The sequence below is a fragment of the Sphingopyxis microcysteis genome (assembly GCF_012274265.1).
Classification (GTDB): domain Bacteria; phylum Pseudomonadota; class Alphaproteobacteria; order Sphingomonadales; family Sphingomonadaceae; genus Sphingopyxis; species Sphingopyxis microcysteis.
On sequence record NZ_JAANYY010000003.1, the window covers coordinates 705,444 to 726,778 of the forward strand.

Sequence of the window (21,335 nt, forward strand, 5' to 3'; positions counted from 1 at the left end):
GGCCCTTCGACAAGCTCAGGGCGAACGGGACAAAACGCTCTTTGTGCCTTTGTGTCTTCGTGCGAAACGCTTCTAACCCGCCATTAGCGCCGCGTTGCCGCCCGCGGCGGTGATGTCGGTGCTGATCGTCTTTTCCTCAGCAAAGCGGTGCAGATAGTGCGGCCCGCCCGCCTTGGGCCCGGTCCCTGACAGCCCGCGCCCGCCAAAGGGCTGTGAGCCGACGATCGCGCCGATCTGGTTGCGGTTCACATAGACATTGCCGACCTGCGCGCGCGCCGCGATATGCGCCGCGACCCCGTCAATCCGCGTATGCACACCGAGCGTGAGGCCATAGCCCGAGGCGTTGATCGCGTCGATCAGCGCGTCGAGCTCGCCGCCCTTCCACGTCGCGACGTGCAGCACGGGGCCGAAAATCTCGCGCTTCAAGTCGGTGACATGATCGAGGCGGATCACCACCGGCGGTACAAAATGACCGCCCGCGGGCAGATCGGTGCGCGCCGCTTCGGCGATCACCCGCCCGGCAGCGCGCGCTTCGGCGACATAGGCGGCGATGTTCGCTTGCGCTTCATCATCGATGATCGGACCGACGTCGGTTGCCAGCAGCGCCGGGTCGCCGATGTTGAGCTCGGCCATCGCGCCCGCGACCATCGCGATCATCGTGTCGGCGACATCCTCCTGCACGCACAGCAGCCGCAACGCCGAACAGCGTTGCCCCGCCGACTGGAAGGCGCTGGCGACGGCGTCGCGCGCGACCTGTTCGGGAAGCGCAGTCGAATCGACGATCATCGCGTTAGCGCCGCCGGTTTCGGCGATCAGCGTCGCGATTGGCCCGTCGCGGAGGGCCAGCGCGCGGTTGATCGCGCGGGCGACCTCGGTCGATCCGGTGAAGGCGACGCCGCTGATGTCGGCATGGCCCGTCAGCGCCGCGCCGACGGTCTCGCCGCGGCCGGGGAGGAACGCGAGCACATCACCGGGAATCCCCGCTTCGAGGAGGAGTTCGACCGCGGCGTGGGCGATCAGCGGGGTCTGTTCGGCGGGCTTCGCAAGCACCGCATTGCCCGCCGCGAGCGCCGCCGACACTTGCCCCAGGAAGATGGCGAGCGGGAAGTTCCACGGGCTGATGGCGACAAACACCCCCTTGCCCTCAAGCATCAGCTCGTTGCGCTCGCCGGTCGGGCCGGGGAGTTCGACAGGGTAAGTGAAGTCGGCGCGCGCCTGGCCCGCATAATAGCGCAGGAAATCGACCGCCTCGCGCACTTCGGCGATCGCATCGACCAAAGTCTTGCCCGCTTCGTCGATCGCGAGGCCGAGGAACAGCGCGTCATGTTCCTCGAGCAGGTCGGCCGCCCGTTCGAGCCGCTCGGCCCGGAACGCACCGCCAGCGAGGCTCCAGTCGGGCTGCGCGGCGATGGCCGCGGCAACTGCCGCATCGACCACGGCCTTGTCCGCCTCGATCACCTGTCCGACGATGGCGCCGGTGCCAGGATTGTGCACCGCTTCGGCCGCGCCGCCGCGCGTCACCCCGCCGACGATCGGGGCGGCGACCCTGTCGCTGCGCCGCGCCGCGCCGATTGCAGCGACCAGCGCTTCGGGGACGCCGGGTTGGCCAAGGTCATAGCCGCGCGAATTGCGGCGTGCCGGATCGAACAGGCCGATGCCGGTTGCGATCTTTGACGAGGCCGCGCTGGCGACGCTGCGCGGATCGACCGCGAGCTGTTCGGCGCTGACGTCGGGGTCGGAAAATTGATGGACGAAGCTGGAGTTCGCGCCATTTTCGAGCAGGCGGCGGACCAGATAGGCGAGCAGGTCGCGGTGGGTGCCGACGGGGGCATAGACGCGCACGGGGCGCGGCGGCGGGAACAGCGCGACGAGCGCGTCATGTGCGCCCTCGCCCATGCCATGCAGCCGCTGCAACTCGTAATCGGCGCCCGCGAACAGCTCGGCGACGAACGCCAGCGTCATCGCATTATGGCTGGCAAAGGCGGGATAGATGCAATCCTGCGCGTCGCGCAGCAGCTGGGCGCAGCGCATATAGTTGAGGTCGGTGTGGAGTTTTGCCGTGAACACCGGAAAGTCGCTGAGGCCCAGCGTCTGCGCGCGCTTGATCTCGGTGTCCCAATAGGCGCCCTTGACGAGGCGCATCGACAATTTCACCCCGCGCGTCCGGGCGCGTTCGGCGAGCCAGTCGATCACCGCCGGCGCGCGCTTCTGATACGTCTGGATCACGATGCCGAGGCCGGTCCAGCCGTCGGCGATGCCCGCGTCGATCAGCGCCGCAAACACATCCATATGCGGTTCCAGCCGGTCACTTTCCTCGGCATCGATCATCAGCGGGATGTTGACCGCGCGCGCCGCTTTCGCGAGTTCGATCACCTTCGGCACCAGCTCGCCGATCACCCGGTCGCGCTGAAGATATTCATAGCGCGGATGCAGCGCCGACAGCTTGATCGAAATTCCATGATTCGCGTGCGGATCGCCCGGCTTCGCATCCTTGCCGATCCGCGTGATGGCATCGGCGTAGCTGTCATAATAGCGCGCCGCATCCTCCGCGGTGCGCGCCGCCTCGCCGAGCATGTCAAAGCTCGCAAGCTCGGACTTTTCCTTATTGGCGCGCTTGACCGCGGCGTCGATCGTCTCGCCCATCACGAACTGCTGGCCGAGCAGCTTCATCGCCGCGAGCGCCGCCTGGCGGATCACCGGCTCGCCCGACCGGCGGATCATCGATTTGAGCAGGGTCAGCGGGTTCGCCTTGCTGCCCATCGCATCCAGCATCAGCGTCGCCGACCCCAGTGACAGGCCGCGCGCCGACAGCGCGACGATCAGCGGGCTGTCCTCATCCTCGCCCTCTTTCCAGTGGCGCCCGGCGATCTTGTCGCGGATCAGCGCATTGGCGGTCGCGCTGTCGGGAACGCGCAGCAGCGCTTCGGCGAGGCACATCAGCACGACGCCTTCCTCGGTCGACAGGCGATAGCGGTTCATCAGCTGCGCGACGAGCGTCTCGCGGTCGCCCTCGGCCTTGGCCTTGCGGATCAGGTCGAGCCCGCGCCGGGTCACCGCCTCGACGCTGGCGGGCGCGGTGGCAAGGGCGGCGCGCAGGTCGGCGACGATGTCGGCCTCGTTGCGGCGGGCGAGGGCGCGAAGGGGCGCGCGGGCAGTGAGTTCGGTCATGCCGCACCATAGCGCAGGACGATACGGCAATCCGACCATTTGGTCGCCAGAAAATATATCTTTTGACCTATTTTCAGATCTAATTTAGTCGATTGATATGAGAGATGCGCCAACTACAGTCGATATGGATGACTTTGACCGCAAAATCCTGTCGATTCTGCGCCGCGACGGCCGCATCACCTTCACCGACCTCGCGCAGCGCGTCGGCCTATCCAAGACCCCGTGCCAGCAACGTGTCCGTCGGCTGGTCGACAAGGGCGTGATCACGGGTTTTGCCGCGATCGTCGACCCCGCCAAGGTCGGCCTCGACCATGTCGCCTTTGCCGAGGTCAAGCTGTCCGACACGCGCGAGGCGGCGCTGAAGCAATTCAACGCGGCGGTGCGCGCAATCCCCGAGGTCGAGGAATGCCACATGATCGCCAGCAGCTTCGACTATCTGCTCAAGGTTCGCACCCCCGACATCCGCCGCTACCGCATCGTGCTCGGCGAAAAAATCTCCAGCCTGCCGCACGTCGCCAGCACTTCGACCTTCGTCGCGATGGAAACGATCAGCGAAACGGCGCGCTGACCGCGATATTGACCGCCGCCTTCACCTGTGCCAATCGCGCAGCCCCGGGCGGGTGTAGCTCAATGGTAGAGCAGAAGCTTCCCAAGCTTACGACGAGGGTTCGATTCCCTTCACCCGCTCCAGACTTTCGCAGCGGTCTAGCGGAGCTAAATCGCGATCAGCGAAAGTCCGGCCGACCTCGCGCAGCGAGGATCGACGGCATGGCTTTGCCATGCCGGTGCCACCTTAAATCGCTTGTACCGTCACCTGCTGGTTCAGCAGCTCGATTTCGCCATAGGCGGTCAGAAAGCTGATGTCGGCTGCGTCGCGGCCGACGGCGATCCTGGCCATTTCGTTCGCTTTCGCCATGCCTGTCGCATCAACCAGATGCCAGGCACCGCCGAGAAACACCTCGGCCACCGCATGGAAATCCTGCGGTTCGACGTGCGGCGCATAGACGCTGACGATGCGCGCCGGGATCGCCGCGGCGCGCGCCAGGCTGACCATCACATGGGCATAGTCACGGCACACCCCCTGCCGTTCAACAAAGCTGTCGAGCGCCCCCGTTTCGGCGTCGCTCGACCCCGACACATAGGTGAAATGCGCCTCGATCCAATCGCGCATCCGCCCGATCTTGGCGCCGCCCTCGGCATCGCCAAACTCGTCCTGGACGAAGTGGATGAACTTGTTCGCTGGGCAATAACGCGATTCGTTGAGATATTGGACGGTCTCGCCCGGCAATCGGTGCATCGGCACCTTGTCGAGCCTCCGGTAGTCAACCACATTGCGCACGATTTCGACCGTCGTGCGGTACCGGACATTGAGCTCGCCGCCGCGGCGCAGCCAGATGCGGTCGCCGATCATGTCCTGCGCGGGAACGCGGGCAAAATACTCGCAGTCGCCGACGTCGAGCACCGCGTTCAGGATCAGTTGCTCGGGGATTGCCGCCGCCTCGATATGCAGCATCAGGTCGACCGGATCGCCGAGGCGATAGTCCAGCGCGGCGGTGATTTCGAGTTTCATCGGCTGGGAACGCTCCAAAACGGGATCGGTGCCGCTAGGGCCAGAAAAACATCGGCACAATCGAAAATATCGACGAAAAGCATTGGCGCGATTTGGCGCCCGCGCGCTATGAGCCGCCAACCCATTCTTCGTCGGGGCATTTTGTGACCGCATCGCGTACCATCCCCTTCATCGTCGCCACCATCTTTATCGACGCGGTCGGTTTCGGGATCATCATGCCGGTGCTGCCGCAGCTCGTGATGGAGGTCGGGCGCATCGACCTGCCCCACGCAATCGAGGTCGGAGCGTGGATCGGGCTGGTGATGGCGGTCGCGACCTTTCTGGCGTCGCCGGTGCTCGGCAATCTGTCCGACCGCTTCGGGCGGCGGCGCGTGCTGCTCTTGTCGCTCGGCGGGCTCGCGATCGACTATGCGCTGCTGACGATCGTCGAAACACTGCCATGGCTGTTCGTCGCGCGGGCACTGTCAGGGGTGTTCGGCGGCAGCTATGCCGCGGCGCAGGCGGCGATCGCCGACATCACCCCGCCGGAGCAGCGCGCGCGCAATTTCGGCTTCGTCGGCGCGGCGTTCGGGGTCGGCTTTGTCGCCGGTCCGGCGATCGGCGGCTTTCTGGGCGAGATCGGCCCGCGCGCGCCCTTCGTCGCCGCGGCGATCCTCGCCGCCGCCAACATGCTCTATGGCCTGTTCATCTTTCCCGAAACCCTGCCGCCCGAGCGCCGCCGCGCCTTCAACTGGCGGCGTGCCAATCCGCTCGGCGCGCTCGCAACGATGCGTAGCCTGCCCGGCATGGGCGGAGTCGCGAGCGTGCTGACGTTATGGCAGATCGCGAGCCTCGTCTATCCGATGACGTGGAGCTTTTACTGCATCGCGCAGCTCGGCTGGACGCCGGGGATGATCGGCGCCAGCCTCGCGGCGGTCGGGGTGATGATCGCATTGGGGCAGACGTTCGTTGTCGGCCCGATGGTCGCGCGCTTTGGCGAGCGCGATGCGGCGACGATCGGCATCGCGATCGCCGTCGCCAATTATCTGGGCTATGCCTTTGTCACCTCGACCTGGGGCGCGTTCCTGCTGTTGCTGCCGATCGCCTTGCAGGCACCGGTGCAGCCGTCGCTCAACGCGCTGATGTCGCGCCGCGCCACCGCCGACACGCAAGGCGAGGTGCAGGGGATTTCGGCAATGGCGATGGGGCTGGGCCAGCTGGTTGCGCCGATCGTGCTGACCGGCACCATGGCCTATTTCACCGCCGCCGCGGCCCCGGTGCATTTCCCGGGCGCCGCGTTCATTGTGGCGGCAATCTTTGGCCTGCTCGCGATCCTGATGCTGCGCCGCTTGCCGCGGGTCACCCGGACCAGCGACGACGCGGGCGATCAAATGCCGCCGTCGGTCACCGCATAGCCCGCAGCCTCAAGCCCCGCCGTCAGCATTGCGACACAGGCGGCGACGTCCGCCGCCGACGTTGAGCGGATCACAAAATTGGCGCCGACCTTGCCGTCGCGGAAAAAGGGATAGCTGCCGATCACGACCCCCGGATGCTCCTTTTCGCCCTGGCGCAGCAGGTCGGCGACCTCGCTTTCGGGCGACCAGGCGCCGATCGTGTGCGCGATCAGCGGCGCGCCGCCCTCCAGCTGGCCGGTCAGCGCGTCGAGCATCCCCGCGGTGATATGCGGCACCCCCGCCATCACGAACAAATTGCCGATGCGGATGCCCGGCGCGCCCGACATGCGGTTGGGGATCAGTTCCGCGCCGTCGGGGGTGCGCGCCATGCGCAGCCGCGCCTCGGTGAGTTCCAGCCCGCGCCCGCCATAATAGCGTTCAAGGATCGCGCGTGCTTCCGGGTGGACGATGACGCCGACGCCGAGCGCCTTGGCGACCGCATCGACCGTGATGTCGTCGTGCGTCGGGCCGATGCCGCCGGTGGTAAAAACATAATCGTAGCGCGCGCGCACCGCGTTCAGTGCAGCAACGATCTCGTCCTCGACATCGGGCACGACGCGCACTTCGCGCAGCCGGATGCCCTGTGCGTCCAGCCAGGTCGCGATTTGGGCGATATTCTTGTCCTGGGTGCGGCCCGAGAGAATCTCGTCGCCAATCACCAGCACGGCGGCGGTCCAGATGCGTTCTTCGCTCATCGCTCTGCCTTAACCGCACCCCGTGACAAAACAAGTCCGGTGGACCCGCATCCTTGTTCTTGTTATGTTCAATGTCGACTCGTAATGCGCAAGGGAGAAACGCGATGGCCGACGAGCTGATTTTCTACACCAACCCGATGTCGCGCGGCCAGATCGTCCGCTGGATGCTGGAGGAGGTCGGCGCGTCCTACGAACCGCGCATCCTCGATTATGGCACGACGATGAAGGACGCCGCCTATCTGGCGATCAATCCGATGGGCAAGGTTCCCGCGATCGTCCATGACGACCGCGTGGTCACCGAATGCGCCGCGATCTGCGCCTATCTGGCCGACGCCTTCCCCGCTGCCGGGCTGGCGCCGCCGACCGCAGCGCGCGCCGATTATTATCGCTGGCTGTTCTTCACCGCCGGGCCGGTCGAACAGGCGATCATATCGAAACAGTTCGGGCTGGAGCCGGAGGGCGAGCAGCAACGGATGGCGGGTTTCGGTTCGCTGGCAATGGCGCTCGATGCGCTCGAAACCGCAGTGACGAGCAAATCTTTCGTGGCGGGCGATCGGTTCAGCGCCGCCGACGTCTATGTCGGCAGCCAGCTCGACTGGGGGCTGCAATTTGGGACGATCCCCTCGCGCCCGGCATTCGAGGCCTATGTTGCGCCTTTGCGGACACGCGCCGCGTACCAGCGCGCGAAAGCGATCGACAATGCGCTGATCGCCGAGATGCAGGCGGCGAATCCGGCGTAAATTCTCACCATAGCCCTGAGCCTGTTGAAGGGCGCCTCGCCGAGAAGCGCCCTTCGACCGGATCAGGGCTACGGTTTGAATGAAGCAGCGGAGCTAGGGCAGCGCTTTCAGCAATCCGGCGGCGAGCGGCGCCAGCCGTCGCACCTGCGGATCCTGCGATTCGCTCGCCGCGACATAGACGGCGTCGGCAAAGGCCGTGCTATTATGGACCGCCGCCAGCCCCGCAGCGCTGGCATAGGGCGCTTTCCAGCGCGCCGCATCGCTGGGGTGCAGCGTCTGGAACCACGCCGCCCACGCGGCATCGTCGATGTCGGTGCGCTTCGCCAGGAACAGAAGTGGCCGCGCCAGCCGCCGCGCCTCGCCATGGACATAGGGATGCGATCCCGCCGGCGCGACCTGCGCGGCGATCGCGCCGAGCATCAGGTCGGCGTCGGCGCGCGCCAGACGCGGATTAAGCGCCAGCTGCATCAACAGGTCGGCGCCGTGCGCGACCCCGTGCCGCCAGCCCTGCCCCTCGACAAAACCGCGATAGTCGGTGACGCCGCGCAAATAGGTCGCGCCGGTTGCGGCGAGCGCGTGCAATTCGGCTTCGGTCAAAAAGGGTTCGACGCGGTCGGCGCGCGCGACTTCCGACAGCGCCAGCACGGCGAAGGGACGGCGAAAGCCCGCGGGGTCGTCGGGCGCGGCAAGGATCGCCGTCAGCCGCTGCATCGCGTAGCGGAGGCCATCGGGTTTCAGATGTTTGCCGCGCAGTCCCTGCGTCCACAGCGCGAAAGCAAAATCGTCCCGAACCGCGGGATCGGGGTCGCCGAGGCAGGCAATTAGGGCGTCGATCGCGGCATGGTCGGCGACCGCAAAATAACGACCGGCAAAGGCCTTGAGATCGCCATCGTCGGGCCGCGCGACCGCGCAAGCCTCATTGGCGTTTGCCGCGCCGGGCAGCGCCGTCAGCAACATCGCGGCACCGACCGCGCCCCAAATCCGTTTCATCCTCATCCCCCTCACAAAGAAAGAGCCCGGCGAATCGCTCCGCCGGGCTCCGTTGTTTGTTCGATGTCCGTCCGCTTATTCGCGGCTGCCCAGCAGATTGAGCAGGAAGGTGAACATGTTGACGAAGTCGAGGTAGAGCGTCAGCGCGCCCATCACCACCGACTTGCCGACAAAGTCGGTCCCGCGGACATAGAAATACATGCTCTTGATCTTCTGCGTGTCATAGGCGGTCAGGCCTGCGAACAGCAGCACACCGATGACGCTGATCGCCATCGCCAGCGCGCTCGACTGCACGAACAGGTTGATCAGCATCGCAACCAGAATGCCCACCACACCCATGATCAGGAAGGTGCCGAAGCCCGACAGATCCTTCTTGGTCGTGTAGCCATAGAGGCTGAGACCAAGGAAGGCCGCCGCCGTCGCGAAGAAGGTCGTGGCGATCGACGTGCCGGTAAAGGCGATGAAGATCGTCGACATCGACAGACCCATCACCGCGGCATAGACCCAGAACAGCGCCTGCGCCGCCGTCGTCGACAGCTTGTTGATACCAAAGCTCAGCACCAGCACGAACGCCAGCGGCGCCAGCATCACCACCCACATCAGCGGAGTGCCGACCATCGAGGCGGTAAAGCCCGACTGGAAGGCGAGCAGCGCGACGATACCCGTCAGCAGCACGCCCGACGCCATATAATTGTAAACCGACAGCATGTACGACCGCAGGCCGGCATCGACGGCCTGGTCCATTGCGTTCGCGCCGGCCCCAAAACCGGAAGCCGCCATATTGGGGTCGTTCCAATTCGCCATTGTCATTACTCCATCACCGGTCAGCCCATACCGACCGTAGGTGGCAATATCGTGATTTTCTCTCCGGCTTTCAAGCGAAACCGGAAATGGCCCAAGTTTCGGTGGCTGCGGCTGCGCGAGCGATTATGCTGCCGGGGCCATGTCGACCCACCGCCTGTTCGTCGCGCTGCGCCCGCCGCGCCCCGTCCGCGACCTGCTGCGCACCGCGATGCACGGCATATCGGCGGCGCGCTGGCAGGATGACGACCAGCTGCACCTGACCCTGCGCTTTATCGGCGAGGTCGACCGCCACCGCGCCGAAGACGTTGCCGCCGCGCTCGGCGCGCTCCATGCGCCTTCGATCATCGCGCGGATCGCCGGGGTGGGAATGTTCGAGCGCAAAGGGTGGCCACACACTGTCTGGGCCGGGGTCGAGCCGGCGGCGGCGCTGGCGGGACTGCACCGCAAGGTCGATCAATTGCTTGGGCGCGTCGGCATCGACGCCGAACCCCGCGCCTTTGTCCCGCACATCGCGCTGGCGCGGCTCAACCGGTCGGCGGGGCCGGTCGCGCCCTTCCTGGCACAGCACGGCGATCTGGCGAGCGCGCCGTTCGTCTTCGACCACGTTATCCTCTACGAAAGCGAAATGGGCCATGGCGGGTCGCGCTATCACCCCGTGGCGCGCTATCCTTTGGACGTTTCGGTGACGAGCGCGGCGGCGACCGCGCTGACGTCGGCCCAGGTCGCGGCAAAACCATCGTCGGCGCCATAATAGGGATCGGTCACACTTTCGCCCTGCCGCCCCGGGACGAGATCGAGCATCAGCCGGACGCGCGCGGTCGCATCGGCGGGCGCGAGCGCACGGGCGTCGCGCAGGTTCGTGGCATCGGCGGCGAGGATCAGGTCGAAGCGGTAGAAATCCTCCACCGCCAATTGCCGCGCGCGCAGGTCCGAAATGTCGGTGCCGCGGCGCCGCGCTTCGGCCGCGGCGCGGCGATCGGGCGGATGGCCGACATGCCAGTCGCCGGTTCCCGCCGAATCGAGCCGCGCGGCGATCCCGGCGGCGGCGAAAGCCGCGCGCGCGGCGCCCTCGGCGAGCGGCGAGCGGCAGATATTGCCGAGGCAGAGGAACAGGATCGCCGGGCCATTGTCGCTATTGTTGCTCATGTCGCTCCTGTTCGCGCCAAAGTTGAACCGACTTTCAACTTGCGCCATTTTTCGGCTCTGCTAGCCATGAGCGATAACAGATAGTGGGTCAGGGAGAGGGTTGCCAGATGGCCGAGACCGCCAGCGAAACCAACGCGGCCGCAGCGCCGGAATTTCAGGAACCGAAAGCCACCGGCTACAGCTGGTATGTGCTGTCGGTGCTGGTCGTCGTCTATATCCTCAACTTCATCGACCGGCAGATCCTGAGCATCCTTGCCGTCGACATCAAGGCCGACCTGGGGCTGACCGACGCCGACATGGGCTTCCTCGGCGGCGCCGCCTTTGCGGTCTTTTACGCGCTGTTCGGGATTCCGCTCGGGCGGCTCGCCGACAATTGGAGCCGGGTGAAGCTGCTGTCGATCGGGCTCGCGCTTTGGTCGACGATGACCGCGCTGTCAGGCTTTGCCCGCGACCAGATCACGCTGACCTTTGCCCGCATGGGCGTCGGCGTCGGCGAAGCGACCGCGAGCCCCACCGCTTACTCGCTGATTTCGGACTATTTCCCCAAGAAACAGCGCGCCACCGCGCTCGCCATCTATTCGTCGGGGCTGTATATCGGCGGCGGCGTTTCGCTGTTCATCGGCGCGCTGATCGTCAAGGCATGGAACGATGCCTATCCGGGCGGCGGCCCGCTGGGCCTCGTCGGCTGGCAGGCGGCCTTCCTGGCGGTCGGCATCCCCGGGCTGCTCGTGGCGCTGTGGGTCGCGACCCTGCGCGAACCGGTGCGCGGCGCGATGGACGGGGTGGCAAGCCCCAGCTCGCCCGCGCCGTTCCGCCAATTTGCCCAGGACCTGTCGACGATCGTCCCGCCCTTCACGCTGATCGGGGCGTGGCAGCGCGGCCCCGCAGCGCTGGCGATCAACATCGGCTTTGCCGCCGCCATTGCGGCCTTTGCCTGGTGGATGATCGAATTGACCGGCAATTTGCCGCAATGGTCGGCCGTCGGCCTTGGCTATTATGCGGTCTTTTCCTGGGCCTGCACGCTCCGCGCGCGCGATAGCGCGACCTTCCGACTGATCTGGGGCACCCCGGCGTTCATTTGTACGACGCTGGGTTACGGCATGGTCAGCCTCGCCGCCTATGCCCTCGCCTTCTGGTCGGCGCCCTACGCCGAGATCGTGCTGGGACTGCCCAAACAGGAACTGGCCTTCTGGCTGGGCGCCAATGGCGCGATCAGCGGTTTCGTCGGCGTTATCCTGGGCGGGCGGCTTGCCGACGCGCTGCGCGCGAAGAACCCGGCGGGGCGCATCCTGATGATCATCTTTGGCGTCGTCGCGCCGATCATCCCGATCTGGATCGGCTACACGACCGACAACAGCACGCTATTCTATGTGATGAACTTCCTGGCCGGGATGTTCGGCGCGACCGCGCTTGGTGCCGCGGCCGCGACGACGCAGGATCTGGTGCTGCCGCGGATGCGCGGAACGGCAACCGCCGCCTTCTTCCTTGGCACCACGCTGGTCGGGCTGTCGTTCGGCCCGTATATGGTCGGGCAGATTTCGGATCTGGCGGGGACGATCGTCGACGGCAAACCGGTCGGCGACCTGCGCACGGGGATTTTGTCGCTGATCGGGGTGGCACCGATCGCGCTGGTCCTGCTGCTCTATGCCTATCGCGCCGTTCCGCAGGCCGAAGCGACGATCGTCGAACGCGCCGCCGCGGGCTGATCCGCAAGCGGGGCGACATGCGTTTTCAGTGAAGGCCGGGATTTCATCGGGGCGTTCGGTTGCAAGGTCGAGATCCCGGCCTTCGCCGGGATGACGATTCAAATCGGAGTGATCGCGCCCTTGAGTCTGTCCTGTTCAAATTGATCCGTAGCCCTGAGACCGTCGAGGGGCGCCTATCGCCGAGAGGCGCCCTTCGACAGGCTCAGGGCTACGGTGATATGATTCAGGCTGAGCAGGGACCCTAGTCCGCAGGCGTCGCCGTAATCACGCCGCAGGCGATGCGGTCGCCGCTGTTGCCGCTGGGGTCGGTTTTCATATCGTCGGGACCGGCGTGGATCACAAACGCCGCGCCATCGGCGTCGAGCATGGCGCCGTCACCCGTCAGGCGGGTGCCGACCAGTTGCAGCGTCGCGCGGCCGATGGTGTCGGGTTCGACGACCAGATTGGGTAAATCGCCATGATGCGCGCCCATCGGGTTTTCGCGGCCATGCTGCGCACCGGTGGGGTTCCAGTGCGGACCGGCGGTGGTGAATTTGGGAGCGTCGCACAGCCCGGTGGCGTGGACGTGCATGCCATAGGTGCCCGCGCCAAAGCCGCGCGCGACGAGTTCGAGCCGCAGCCCGCTGCCATCCTTGAAGATGTCGACGCGCCCGCGGTCGGCGCCGCGCGCGTCGACCAGATTGGCATAGGCGTCGGGGACGGGCAGCTTGGACGTCGGCGCCTTGCCCATATTGGCGCAGCCAGCGAGCGCGAGCGCGCCGAAGAGGGCGAGGCCCGCGGTCATGGCCGGTTTATGGTACGAACCCGTCGTCATCATGCTGCTCCCTGTCATCAACATCGGAATCAAAACGTCCGGTCGGCGCGTTTCGATCCCCTCGCCGCGACGATGGCGCGTTTTGGCGCAAGTTCCAAGGGGATAGTCGGTTTGGGGTGGGGGCGGGCGTTGCTGATCCTCCCCGGAACGGGGAGGGGGACCAGCGAAGCTGGTGGAGGGGTACCATCGGTTTGCCTTGCCGCCGAAGTCGTGATCCATTGCGACGTTCCCCGAACGCTTGGCTCTTCCAGCCCGGCGCTGCGGTAACCTCCTGTGCCCCTCCACCACCCTTCGGGTGGTCCCCCTCCCCCGGTGGGGGAGGATCGGTTGCGTCCGCAAGCGATCGAACCTCGCCATTCATCCTCGCCTGCCCCAAAAAGAAAAGGGCCGCGAATTGCTTCGCGGCCCCATCTGTTTTGCCGAACGGCGCTGATCAAAGATCAGAAGACGCGGGCATATTGTTCGTTGCCGACGAAGCCCAGCTTGCCGACGCCGCTGCGCTTGATCACCGCCATCACATTGTCGACGACGATATAGCGCGAGAAGGGGTCGGGCTGGACCTGCAGTTCGGGCTCGACCGGCAGCGCCTTGGTCTGTTCCAGATACTGCGCCAGCTGCGCCAGGTCGACCGGCGTCCCGTTCCAGGTGATCGTCCCGGCGGGGTCGATCATCACCTTGTTCTTTTCCGGGTCGACATTGCTTTCGGCATCGGTCGGCACCGGCAGATCGATCTTCACCGCGTGGGTCTGGACCGGGATGGTAATGATGAACATGATGAGAAGCACGAGCATGACGTCGATCAGCGGCGTCGTGTTCATGTCCATCATCGGTTCATTGTCGTCGCGCTCTCCAACTGCCATGGACATGCGATTATTCCTTCATTCCTAAACGTCGGGCGCCGTTACAGGCGGCCAACGGTACCCGAACCAGCAGCCGGTTCGGAAATGAACCCGATCTTCTGGAAGCCGGCATATTGCATCGTGTAGATCACCCCGCCGATGCACTGATACGGCGTGTTGACGTCGCCGCGGATGTGCACTTCGGGGAAGTTTTCTTCGGTGATGTTCTGCGGGCCGCCGATATCCTCGAGCAGCTGTTCGAGTTTCGCCTGGCCGCGTTCCAGCAATTGCTTCGAATCGACCGGAGCCTGGCCCCAGTAAACTTCGCAAGCGGTGCTTTCCGGATTGGGCAGGCCGTCGCCGTCGGTGTCCGCCGAACGGATCGACAGCAGCACGTTTTCGGGTTTCGTTGTCGTCACTTCGAACGCCACGTCGGGCAGTTCGAGGTTCACCGTCTCCAGCACCACGGGAACCGTGATGAGGAAGATGATGAGCAACACCAGCATGATATCCACCAGCGGCGTCGTGTTGATTTCGGACATCGGGGCGTCTTCGCCGCCCTTGTCGCCTACACTCATCGACATAGGATCAGTATCCTGTCACAAAATTTCTGTCACGGACATCGGGTCGGTGCGCCACCGGCGTATCGCCCTGTCCAGCGGACCCCGCCTGCCACGATTGCGGCAGGCAGGGATCCCTTCGGCCCGATCAGGCCTTCTTCGGGGCCGCAGCCGGAGCAGCAGCCTTCGGTGCCGGGCCGGTCACGACCGGCTTGACCTGGCCGTTCGACATGATCGAACCGAGCACGTCGTTCGAGAAGGTCGACAGACGGCGCGCGATCGCCTTGTTACGGCTCTGCAGCCAGTTGAACGCGAGCACCGCGGGAACCGCCACGATCAGACCGATCGCGGTCATGATCAGCGCTTCACCGACCGGACCGGCCACGGTGTCGATCGACGCCTGACCCGACGCACCGATCTTCACCAGCGCGCGCAGAATGCCGATAACGGTACCGAACAGACCGACGAACGGTGCGGTCGAACCCACGGTCGCGAGGAAGGCGAGGCCGCTGTTCAGCTTCGAGTTGATGTGGTTCTGCGAACGCTCGAGCGTGCCGTGCATCCAGTCGTGCGCTTCGACGGGGTCGGTCAGCTTGTTATGCTCTTCGTTGGCGCGCAGGCCGTCTTCGACGACCTGACGATAGGCGCTGTTCTTTTCGAGCTTCGCCGCACCATCGGCCAGCGTCGGCGCGCGCCAGAAATTGGCGTCGACCGCCTTGCCCTGGCTCATCACCTTATTCTGTTCGAACAGCTTGGTGAACAGGATGTAGAGCGTGCCGACGAACATGATCAGCAGCACCAGGAAGGTGACCTGCGACACGATGCCGCCCTCGCACAGCGCGGGGATCATACCATAGGGGCTGGCGCCCTCTTCCTTGACGCACATCGAAGCGGGCATCAGGCTGAGCCCTGCATCATGTGCCGGCGCCGCAGCAGCGGCATTTGCGATCAGATTAAACATGTTGGATATTCCCTCTCAAGAAATTCTGGTAAATTCGAAGTCAGACGACCGCGCGCTGGATCAGCGCGGGATCTGCCACCGGATACGATTGCTGTAAGTTCCGCCCGTGGGGTTGCCCGCCCGGTCCTTGCCCGGGTTGAAGCGGCCACGACGCTGGATGAGCTTGCACGTTTCCGCGTCAAGATCGGCATGACCGCTCGACGACGTCACGTCGCACGACGTGATCTTGCCATCGACGCCATAGGTGACGCGGAACCCGGTCGTGCCTTCGCGTTCTTCACGCATGGCGCGCGCCGGATAGTCGTCGTTCGTCGCCCAGCGACCGGGGTTGCCACGCGGCGTACCCGCCTGGCTGAGGTCGGGTGCGGGCGGCGGCGCGGGCGGCGCAGGCGGCGTATAGACCGGCGGCGGCGGCGTCGGCGGCGCTTTGGGCACCGACTGGACCGTATTGGTCGTGACCGGCGGCGGGATCGGCGACGGGGGCGTCACGACCGGCGGCGGCGGCGGCAGCTTGTTGTCCGGCGGCGGCGGCGGCGGCGGCTCTTCCGGCGGCGGCGGCTCTTCCACGTCCACCACGTCCAATTTTTCGGCGAGTTTCTTGACGATGCTGATATTCAGGCCGTTGACCAGGCCATAGCCCAGAACCGCCGTAAGCAGACCAACCAAGACAATCGCCACTACCCTGTTTTTAGGGTCGACATTATCACCATAAGCCATTCAGGGACGACGCTCCTTGCTAGATCATCCTGACACCAATTCCCACCCGACGGGTCCCGTTGCCAAATGCTCGGATGATTCCGATGCGTTCCACAGACCCGGCGGAGCTACGTTCGGTTTATTATGTTCTGACCGGACGCTTCGTCGCCCGTCCTATCGCGGTGGCGCCGAGTTCGCAAACCCTTTATCAGCGGTTAATGTGGCTTGTCCCATGATGGGGACTGATACGGCGCCACCGGTGTCATATTTGACCGAAAGCAACGGAAAGTAATCGACCATGCGCGTGTACCGATCGGCTATGATCGCCGGACTTCTTGCCCTGACCCCCGGATTCGCTGGCGTTTCCGCGATGCAGCCGACGCCGCCGACCGCCGCGGCGAGCCCGTACAGCTATGCCGACATCGCCGATCTGGCGACCGCGGCGCCGATCGCGCTGCACGCGCGCATCCACAGCGCGGTGGCGCTGAAAGCCGCGCAGGCGCCGGGTGTCGGCGCGGGGCAAAGCCGATTCTATGTCGAGGCCGATGTGGTCAGCCTGATTCGCGGCGCGGGTCCGCTGGCATCGCGCATTTCCTATCTGGTCGACCTGCCGCTGGACGCCAAGGGCAAGCCGCAGAAGCTGAAAAAGAAGGCGCCGGTCCTGCTCTTTGCCCGCCCTGTCGCGGGCGCCGCGGCAGGCAGCAACAGCACCAGCAGCGTCCGGCTGGTCGCCCCCGATGCGCAATTGCCATGGGATGCGGCGACCGAGGCGCAATTGCGCGCTGTGCTGACCGAACTGGTCAAACCCGGCGCGCCGCCGGCGATCACCGGCATTGCCAATGGCTTTCACGTCCCCGGCACCCTGCCCGGCGAGGGCGAGACGCAATTGTTCCTCAACACCAGCACCGGCGAGCCGGTGTCGCTGACCATATTGACCGCCGCCGACGGGTCGCGGCGCTGGGCGGCGGCGTTCGGCGAGATCGTCGATGGGTCGGCGGCGGTGCCGGCGCGCGGGACGCTGGCCTGGTACCGACTCGCCTGCGGGCTGCCGCGGCAATTGCCGCTGAACAAGCTGGCGGGCACCGCGCCCGAGGATCGCCGCAAGGCCGCGTCGGACTATGGCATCGTGCTCGGCGCGCTCGGCCAATGTACGCGGACGCGCAAACCGCCGGTGGGGTGATAAAGGCCAGCTTGGGCGCCGCCTAGCTGCGCCGGGGTTGTTTCGATGGCAAAAGCCGATAGGGCGCTCGCAACGGCGGGGCGCGGCTCCGCATTGAAATACGGAGTCCAGCATGTCGCCCCATCCCGCCCCGACCGCTCCCCGTCCGCCGCTGCGCGTCGCGCTCGCCGGAATCGGGGTGGTCGGCGGCGGGGTCGTGCGCCTGCTCGAAACGAACCGCGACCTGATCGCCCGCCGCGCCGGGCGCGCGATCGAGATCGTCGCGGTGTCGGCGCGCGACCGCCACAAGGACCGCGGCATCGACCTTTCGCGCTATCGCTGGGAAGATGACATGGACGCGCTGGTCGCCGCCGACGATGTCGATGTCGTCGTCGAGATGATCGGCGGCGCCGACGGATCGGCGCTCACCCTTGCCCGCCACACGCTGGGCGCGGGCAAGGCGCTGGTCACCGCGAACAAGGCGATGATCGCGCATCATGGCCTCGACCTCGCGCGAATCGCCGAGGAGCGCGACACGCCGCTGAAATATGAAGCCGCGGTGGCGGGCGGCATTCCGGTGATCAAGGCGATCCGCGAAGGCGCGTCGGCGAACGAAATCGCGCGCGTCTATGGCATCCTCAACGGCACCTGCAATTATATCCTGACGCAAATGGAGCGGAACGGCGCGAGCTTTGCCGATGCCCTCGCCGCCGCGCAGGCCGAAGGCTATGCCGAGGCCGACCCGACGTTCGACGTCGACGGCATCGACGCCGCGCACAAGCTGTCGATCCTGGCGGCGCTGTGCTTCGGCACCCGGCTCGACATCGCGGCGGTGGCCGCCGACGGCATCCGCGGGCTCATCGCCGCCGATATTCGCGAGGCCGAAGCGCTCGGCCACCGCGTCCGCCTGATCGGCATGGCCGAACGCAGCGAAGGCGGGCTCTATCAGCATGTCCAGCCGTGCCTGGTCCCCGCCGATCACCCGCTGGCCTATGTCCCCGGCGCACTCAACGCCGTGGTCGCCGAGGGCAATTTTGTCGGGCGGCTGTTCTTTGAGGGCGCGGGCGCCGGGGCGGGGCCGACCGCGTCGGCGATCGTCGCCGACATCATCGACATCGCGCGCGACGAATATGGCCCCGCCTTTGCCATGCCCGTCGATTCGCTCGACGCGGCGCCGGTCGCCGATGCCGGCGCGCGGGTCGGCAAACATTATGTCCGCCTGATCGTCGAGGACCGCATCGGCGTGCTCGCCGAAATCGCCACGGCGATGCGCGATGCCGGGGTCTCGATCGAAAGCTTTATCCAGCGCGGCACCGATGAAGAGGACGGCGTCGTCATCGTGCTGGTCACCCATGAAGGACCGGCAAGCGCGATCCACGCGGCGCTCGCGATCCTCGCGGGGTCGGACCATGTCGTCGGAACGCCGATGCTGATGCCGATCCTGGCGCTGTAACCCGGCTTGAAATCGCCGCGCGCGCTGTTACCCCGGTGGCGGGGAGCAGGGGGGCAATTATGGACATCGAAATCCGGCGCGGGCTGGCCGAGGCGTGGGCGCTGGCGACCGCGCACCGCAATATGCTGGCGGTCTATGTCGCGATCGGGGTGGTCGTCCCCTTCCTGCTGCTGTCGAGCGAACCGATCTTCAGCCTGCGCGCGGTGATGGCGATCCTGTCCGATCCCTGGACCTACCGCGTCGGCGGATCGATCACCGGCCCGCTCTATCTGCTCGGCATCGTCGCGGTGATCGTTGCAGGCGCGATGCTGGCGGCGTGGAACGGCCTTCAGGCAGACCTCCGCGAAGGCTACCTGTCCGAAGTGATGTACGGAATGGTCGCGGGTGTCGCCTATCTGCTCGCCAACCTGGTGCTCGCGATCGGCTTCGGGCTGATCGCGGCGCTGCCGTTGTTTGTCCTCGTCACCTACGCCCTGTATGGCGTCAGCGACGCGTTCATCGTCGCGCTTGCGCTCTATCGCCTGATAGTCGCGCTCGTCGGTAGCTGGATCGCGGCGCGCCTCTGCCTTGCCGGTGCGATCATGGGCGGGCGCGGCAAACTAGAGCCGCTCGCGGCCTTCGTCGAATCGTGGCGGCGCACCCGCACCGCACAGTGGCGGCTGTTCGGTTTCTACCTGCTCTACGGCCTGCCCTATGGCATCGCAGCGACCGGGCTGATCATCGTCCACGGCGCGGTGATCCTGAACAATACGCCGGGCAGCACGATCGAAACACTGATGAGCTTTGGCTGGATCCTGCTGTTCGCGCTCTATTTCCTCGGCCAGATCCTGATCCCCGCCGGGCTTTACCGCGCCAGTGAGCCCGAGGTCGCGGCGAGCGAAATCTTCGCCTAGGGCTCGCCTTCGGGCGGTGGCGGGGTGCCGGTCGCGGGATCGGTTGCGCGCTTCGCCTGTTCGTAGAGCGCATTATATTCAGGGCCGGGCTTCATCCGCCCGCCGATCGACATCCAGTTATAGGGCAGTTTGTCGAGGCTCATCGCCTTTGCCTCGGCGCGCGGCAGCTTCGGCGGCGCTTCGCGCCCTTCGTTGGCGATCGCGCGCAATTCGGGGGTCAGCCGGTGGCGCTCGGTATCGGTGCCGCACACATTGATCGATCCGTCGTCGGCGGGTTTGCAGCGGCGGATCGGATCGACCAGCTCCTTCGCATTGGCGGCGGCGGTTTCGGCATTGCGCGGCGGCGGCGGCGCGGGCGGCCCCTGCACCTGCGCCATGGCCGTCACGGGCATGACGCACAATAGCGCGACAGCCGCTCCGAATCGGGCGAAGCATCCTCGACAAGCGGAGCGACCGGCCATATGGCGCGCACCATGCCCGAGCCGGGCGACAAGGCAAGATCAAATGACGGAGATCAGCGGACATGACGAATAGCGGCAGCAACCTCGACCGGGTGCTCGTGCTCGAAATGGTGCGCGTCACCGAAGCCGCAGCGATCGCTGCCGCCAAGCTGATCGGGCGCGGCGACGAAAAAGCCGCCGACGCCGCCGCCGTCGAAGCGATGCGCACCGCATTCAACACGCTGTACATGGACGGCACCATCGTCATCGGCGAAGGCGAGCGCGACGAAGCGCCGATGCTGTATATCGGCGAAAAGGTCGGCAACGCGCCGGGCAAGGGACCGAAGATCGACATCGCGGTCGACCCGCTGGAAGGCACGACGATCACCGCCAAGGCCGGGCCGAACGCGCTTGCGGTGCTGGCGATCGCCGAGGAAGGCTGCCTGCTCAACGCGCCTGACGTCTATATGGACAAGCTCGCGGTCGGCCCCGGCTATTCGCCGAACATCGTCAATTTCGACAATAGCGTGCGCGAGAATGTCGAAGCCGTGGCGCGCGAAAAGGGCTGCAAGCCCGAAGAAATCATCGTGTGCGTGCTCGACCGTCCGCGCCACGAAGCGACGATCGCCGAGCTGCGCAGCATCGGCTGCGGCGTTGCGCTGATCCCCGACGGCGACGTTGCCGGGGTCATCGCGACGACCAACCCCGACACCAATGTCGACATCTATATGGGCAGCGGCGGCGCGCCCGAAGGCGTGCTGGCATCGGCGGCGCTGCGCTGCGTCGGCGGCCAGTTCAAGGGCCGCCTGCTGTTCCGCAACGACGACGAACGCAAGCGCGCGAAGAAATGGGGCATCGAGGATCTCGACCGCGTCTATGACCTTGAGGATCTGGCCAAGGGCGACGTGATTTTTGCCGCGACCGGCGTAACCGACGGATCGTTGCTGTCGGGGGTCAAGCGCCGCCGCGACGGCGTAATGACGACGGAAACGGTGGTGATGCGCGCCTCGTCGGGAACGGTGCGCTGGGTGAAGGGCGAGCATCGCGTCGGGTGACGGCTTCCGCGCTGCGGCCAGCCTTCATTTCGTCGTCATCCAGGGCTTGACCCGGGATCCATCCGCCCTCTCAGCGGGGCGGTGCCTGACCTGATGGACCCCGGATCAAGTCCGGGGTGACGAATGTCAGAAAACGACCGGTTCTGGTCGTTCACGGTGGTGCGCAATAGCCCTTTTAGCTGACGTCTACGTTCCTCCGTAACTTTTCTACAA

At 65.8% G+C, this 21,335-nt stretch carries 21 protein-coding genes and 1 tRNA gene; 10 read left to right on the top strand and 12 right to left on the bottom strand.

The genetic code is table 11. From position 1 onward, the window contains the following. Positions 1 to 72 precede the first annotated feature (72 nt). Positions 73 to 3,168 carry a bifunctional proline dehydrogenase/L-glutamate gamma-semialdehyde dehydrogenase PutA gene (putA, locus tag G9408_RS11085; RefSeq protein WP_168454023.1) on the bottom strand — a complete coding sequence of 1,032 codons (3,096 nt, stop codon included), beginning with the start codon at positions 3,166 to 3,168 and terminating at the stop codon, positions 73 to 75. A gap of 97 nt (positions 3,169 to 3,265) precedes the next feature. Between putA and G9408_RS11090 the strand changes: the two genes are divergently transcribed. Next, a complete protein-coding gene (locus G9408_RS11090; protein ID WP_168454024.1) occupies positions 3,266 to 3,736 on the top strand; it encodes an Lrp/AsnC family transcriptional regulator in 471 nt (156 codons plus the stop codon). 48 nt (positions 3,737 to 3,784) lie between these two features. Next, positions 3,785 to 3,858 (top strand) — tRNA-Gly (locus G9408_RS11095). A 103-nt stretch (positions 3,859 to 3,961) separates the two neighbouring features. On the opposite strand, the gene G9408_RS11100 is transcribed toward G9408_RS11095, so the two are convergent. Next, complete coding sequence (locus G9408_RS11100; RefSeq protein WP_168454025.1) at positions 3,962 to 4,738, bottom strand: transglutaminase-like domain-containing protein; 777 nt, start codon at positions 4,736 to 4,738, stop codon at positions 3,962 to 3,964. Positions 4,739 to 4,881: 143 nt separating this feature from the next. Here G9408_RS11100 and G9408_RS11105 point away from each other — a divergent pair, with 143 nt between their 5' ends. Further along, complete coding sequence (locus tag G9408_RS11105) at positions 4,882 to 6,132, top strand: TCR/Tet family MFS transporter (RefSeq protein WP_168454026.1); 1,251 nt, start codon at positions 4,882 to 4,884, stop codon at positions 6,130 to 6,132. Here the strand turns inward: G9408_RS11105 and G9408_RS11110 are convergent. Then, positions 6,105 to 6,866, bottom strand: coding sequence for a competence/damage-inducible protein A (locus tag G9408_RS11110; protein WP_168454027.1), 762 nt, complete (start codon positions 6,864 to 6,866; stop codon positions 6,105 to 6,107). The genes G9408_RS11105 and G9408_RS11110 overlap by 28 nt on opposite strands. Positions 6,867 to 6,970: 104 nt before the next feature. Between G9408_RS11110 and G9408_RS11115 the strand changes: the two genes are divergently transcribed. After that, entirely contained in the window at positions 6,971 to 7,606 is a 636-nt protein-coding gene (locus tag G9408_RS11115; protein ID WP_168454028.1) for a glutathione S-transferase family protein, read from the top strand. Positions 7,607 to 7,699: 93 nt separating this feature from the next. Here G9408_RS11115 and G9408_RS11120 read toward each other — a convergent pair whose 3' ends face one another. Next, on the bottom strand, positions 7,700 to 8,596 hold the full coding sequence (locus G9408_RS11120; protein ID WP_168454029.1) for a DUF2785 domain-containing protein: 897 nt from the start codon (positions 8,594 to 8,596) through the stop codon (positions 7,700 to 7,702). A gap of 75 nt (positions 8,597 to 8,671) precedes the next feature. Then, a complete protein-coding gene (locus G9408_RS11125) occupies positions 8,672 to 9,400 on the bottom strand; it encodes a Bax inhibitor-1/YccA family protein (RefSeq protein WP_120217836.1) in 729 nt (242 codons plus the stop codon). 139 nt (positions 9,401 to 9,539) lie between these two features. Between G9408_RS11125 and thpR the strand changes: the two genes are divergently transcribed. Further along, on the top strand, positions 9,540 to 10,151 hold the full coding sequence (thpR, locus tag G9408_RS11130) for an RNA 2',3'-cyclic phosphodiesterase (RefSeq protein ID WP_168454030.1): 612 nt from the start codon (positions 9,540 to 9,542) through the stop codon (positions 10,149 to 10,151). On the opposite strand, the gene G9408_RS11135 is transcribed toward thpR, so the two are convergent. Beyond that, positions 10,064 to 10,546: a low molecular weight protein-tyrosine-phosphatase gene (locus G9408_RS11135; protein ID WP_168454031.1), complete on the bottom strand. Its 483-nt coding sequence runs from the start codon at positions 10,544 to 10,546 to the stop codon at positions 10,064 to 10,066. The genes thpR and G9408_RS11135 overlap by 88 nt on opposite strands. A 107-nt stretch (positions 10,547 to 10,653) precedes the next feature. On the opposite strand from G9408_RS11135, the gene G9408_RS11140 reads away from it, so the two are divergent. Beyond that, entirely contained in the window at positions 10,654 to 12,252 is a 1,599-nt protein-coding gene (locus G9408_RS11140) for a spinster family MFS transporter (protein ID WP_120217834.1), read from the top strand. A gap of 241 nt (positions 12,253 to 12,493) precedes the next feature. On the opposite strand, the gene G9408_RS11145 is transcribed toward G9408_RS11140, so the two are convergent. The 5 genes from G9408_RS11145 to G9408_RS11165 form a co-directional block, all read right to left on the bottom strand. After that, entirely contained in the window at positions 12,494 to 13,036 is a 543-nt protein-coding gene (locus G9408_RS11145) for a superoxide dismutase family protein (protein WP_168454032.1), read from the bottom strand. A gap of 470 nt (positions 13,037 to 13,506) precedes the next feature. After that, entirely contained in the window at positions 13,507 to 13,932 is a 426-nt protein-coding gene (locus tag G9408_RS11150; RefSeq protein WP_120217833.1) for an ExbD/TolR family protein, read from the bottom strand. 35 nt (positions 13,933 to 13,967) lie between these two features. Further along, the gene (locus tag G9408_RS11155; RefSeq protein ID WP_120217832.1) at positions 13,968 to 14,489 is read right to left on the bottom strand and encodes an ExbD/TolR family protein; all 522 of its coding nucleotides are present in this window, start codon (positions 14,487 to 14,489) and stop codon (positions 13,968 to 13,970) included. Between the two features lie 124 nt (positions 14,490 to 14,613). Continuing rightward, on the bottom strand, positions 14,614 to 15,426 hold the full coding sequence (locus G9408_RS11160; protein ID WP_232014753.1) for a MotA/TolQ/ExbB proton channel family protein: 813 nt from the start codon (positions 15,424 to 15,426) through the stop codon (positions 14,614 to 14,616). A 60-nt stretch (positions 15,427 to 15,486) separates the two neighbouring features. Next, positions 15,487 to 16,143, bottom strand: a complete 657-nt coding sequence (locus tag G9408_RS11165) for an energy transducer TonB (protein WP_120217831.1) — start codon at positions 16,141 to 16,143, stop codon at positions 15,487 to 15,489. 298 nt (positions 16,144 to 16,441) lie between these two features. Between G9408_RS11165 and G9408_RS11170 the strand changes: the two genes are divergently transcribed. From G9408_RS11170 to G9408_RS11180, 3 genes are all read left to right on the top strand, one after another. Further along, positions 16,442 to 17,302: a hypothetical protein gene (locus G9408_RS11170; protein WP_235957687.1), complete on the top strand. Its 861-nt coding sequence runs from the start codon at positions 16,442 to 16,444 to the stop codon at positions 17,300 to 17,302. 112 nt (positions 17,303 to 17,414) lie between these two features. Next, complete coding sequence (locus G9408_RS11175; RefSeq protein WP_168454034.1) at positions 17,415 to 18,734, top strand: homoserine dehydrogenase; 1,320 nt, start codon at positions 17,415 to 17,417, stop codon at positions 18,732 to 18,734. A 59-nt stretch (positions 18,735 to 18,793) separates the two neighbouring features. Continuing rightward, a complete protein-coding gene (locus G9408_RS11180; protein ID WP_168454035.1) occupies positions 18,794 to 19,627 on the top strand; it encodes a hypothetical protein in 834 nt (277 codons plus the stop codon). Here G9408_RS11180 and G9408_RS11185 read toward each other — a convergent pair. After that, positions 19,624 to 20,019: a hypothetical protein gene (locus G9408_RS11185; RefSeq protein ID WP_235957688.1), complete on the bottom strand. Its 396-nt coding sequence runs from the start codon at positions 20,017 to 20,019 to the stop codon at positions 19,624 to 19,626. The two genes, G9408_RS11180 and G9408_RS11185, sit on opposite strands and share 4 nt — an antisense overlap. Before the next feature lie 131 nt (positions 20,020 to 20,150). Here G9408_RS11185 and glpX point away from each other — a divergent pair, with 131 nt between their 5' ends. Continuing rightward, complete coding sequence (glpX, locus tag G9408_RS11190) at positions 20,151 to 21,122, top strand: class II fructose-bisphosphatase (RefSeq protein WP_120217826.1); 972 nt, start codon at positions 20,151 to 20,153, stop codon at positions 21,120 to 21,122. Positions 21,123 to 21,335 lie beyond the last annotated feature (213 nt).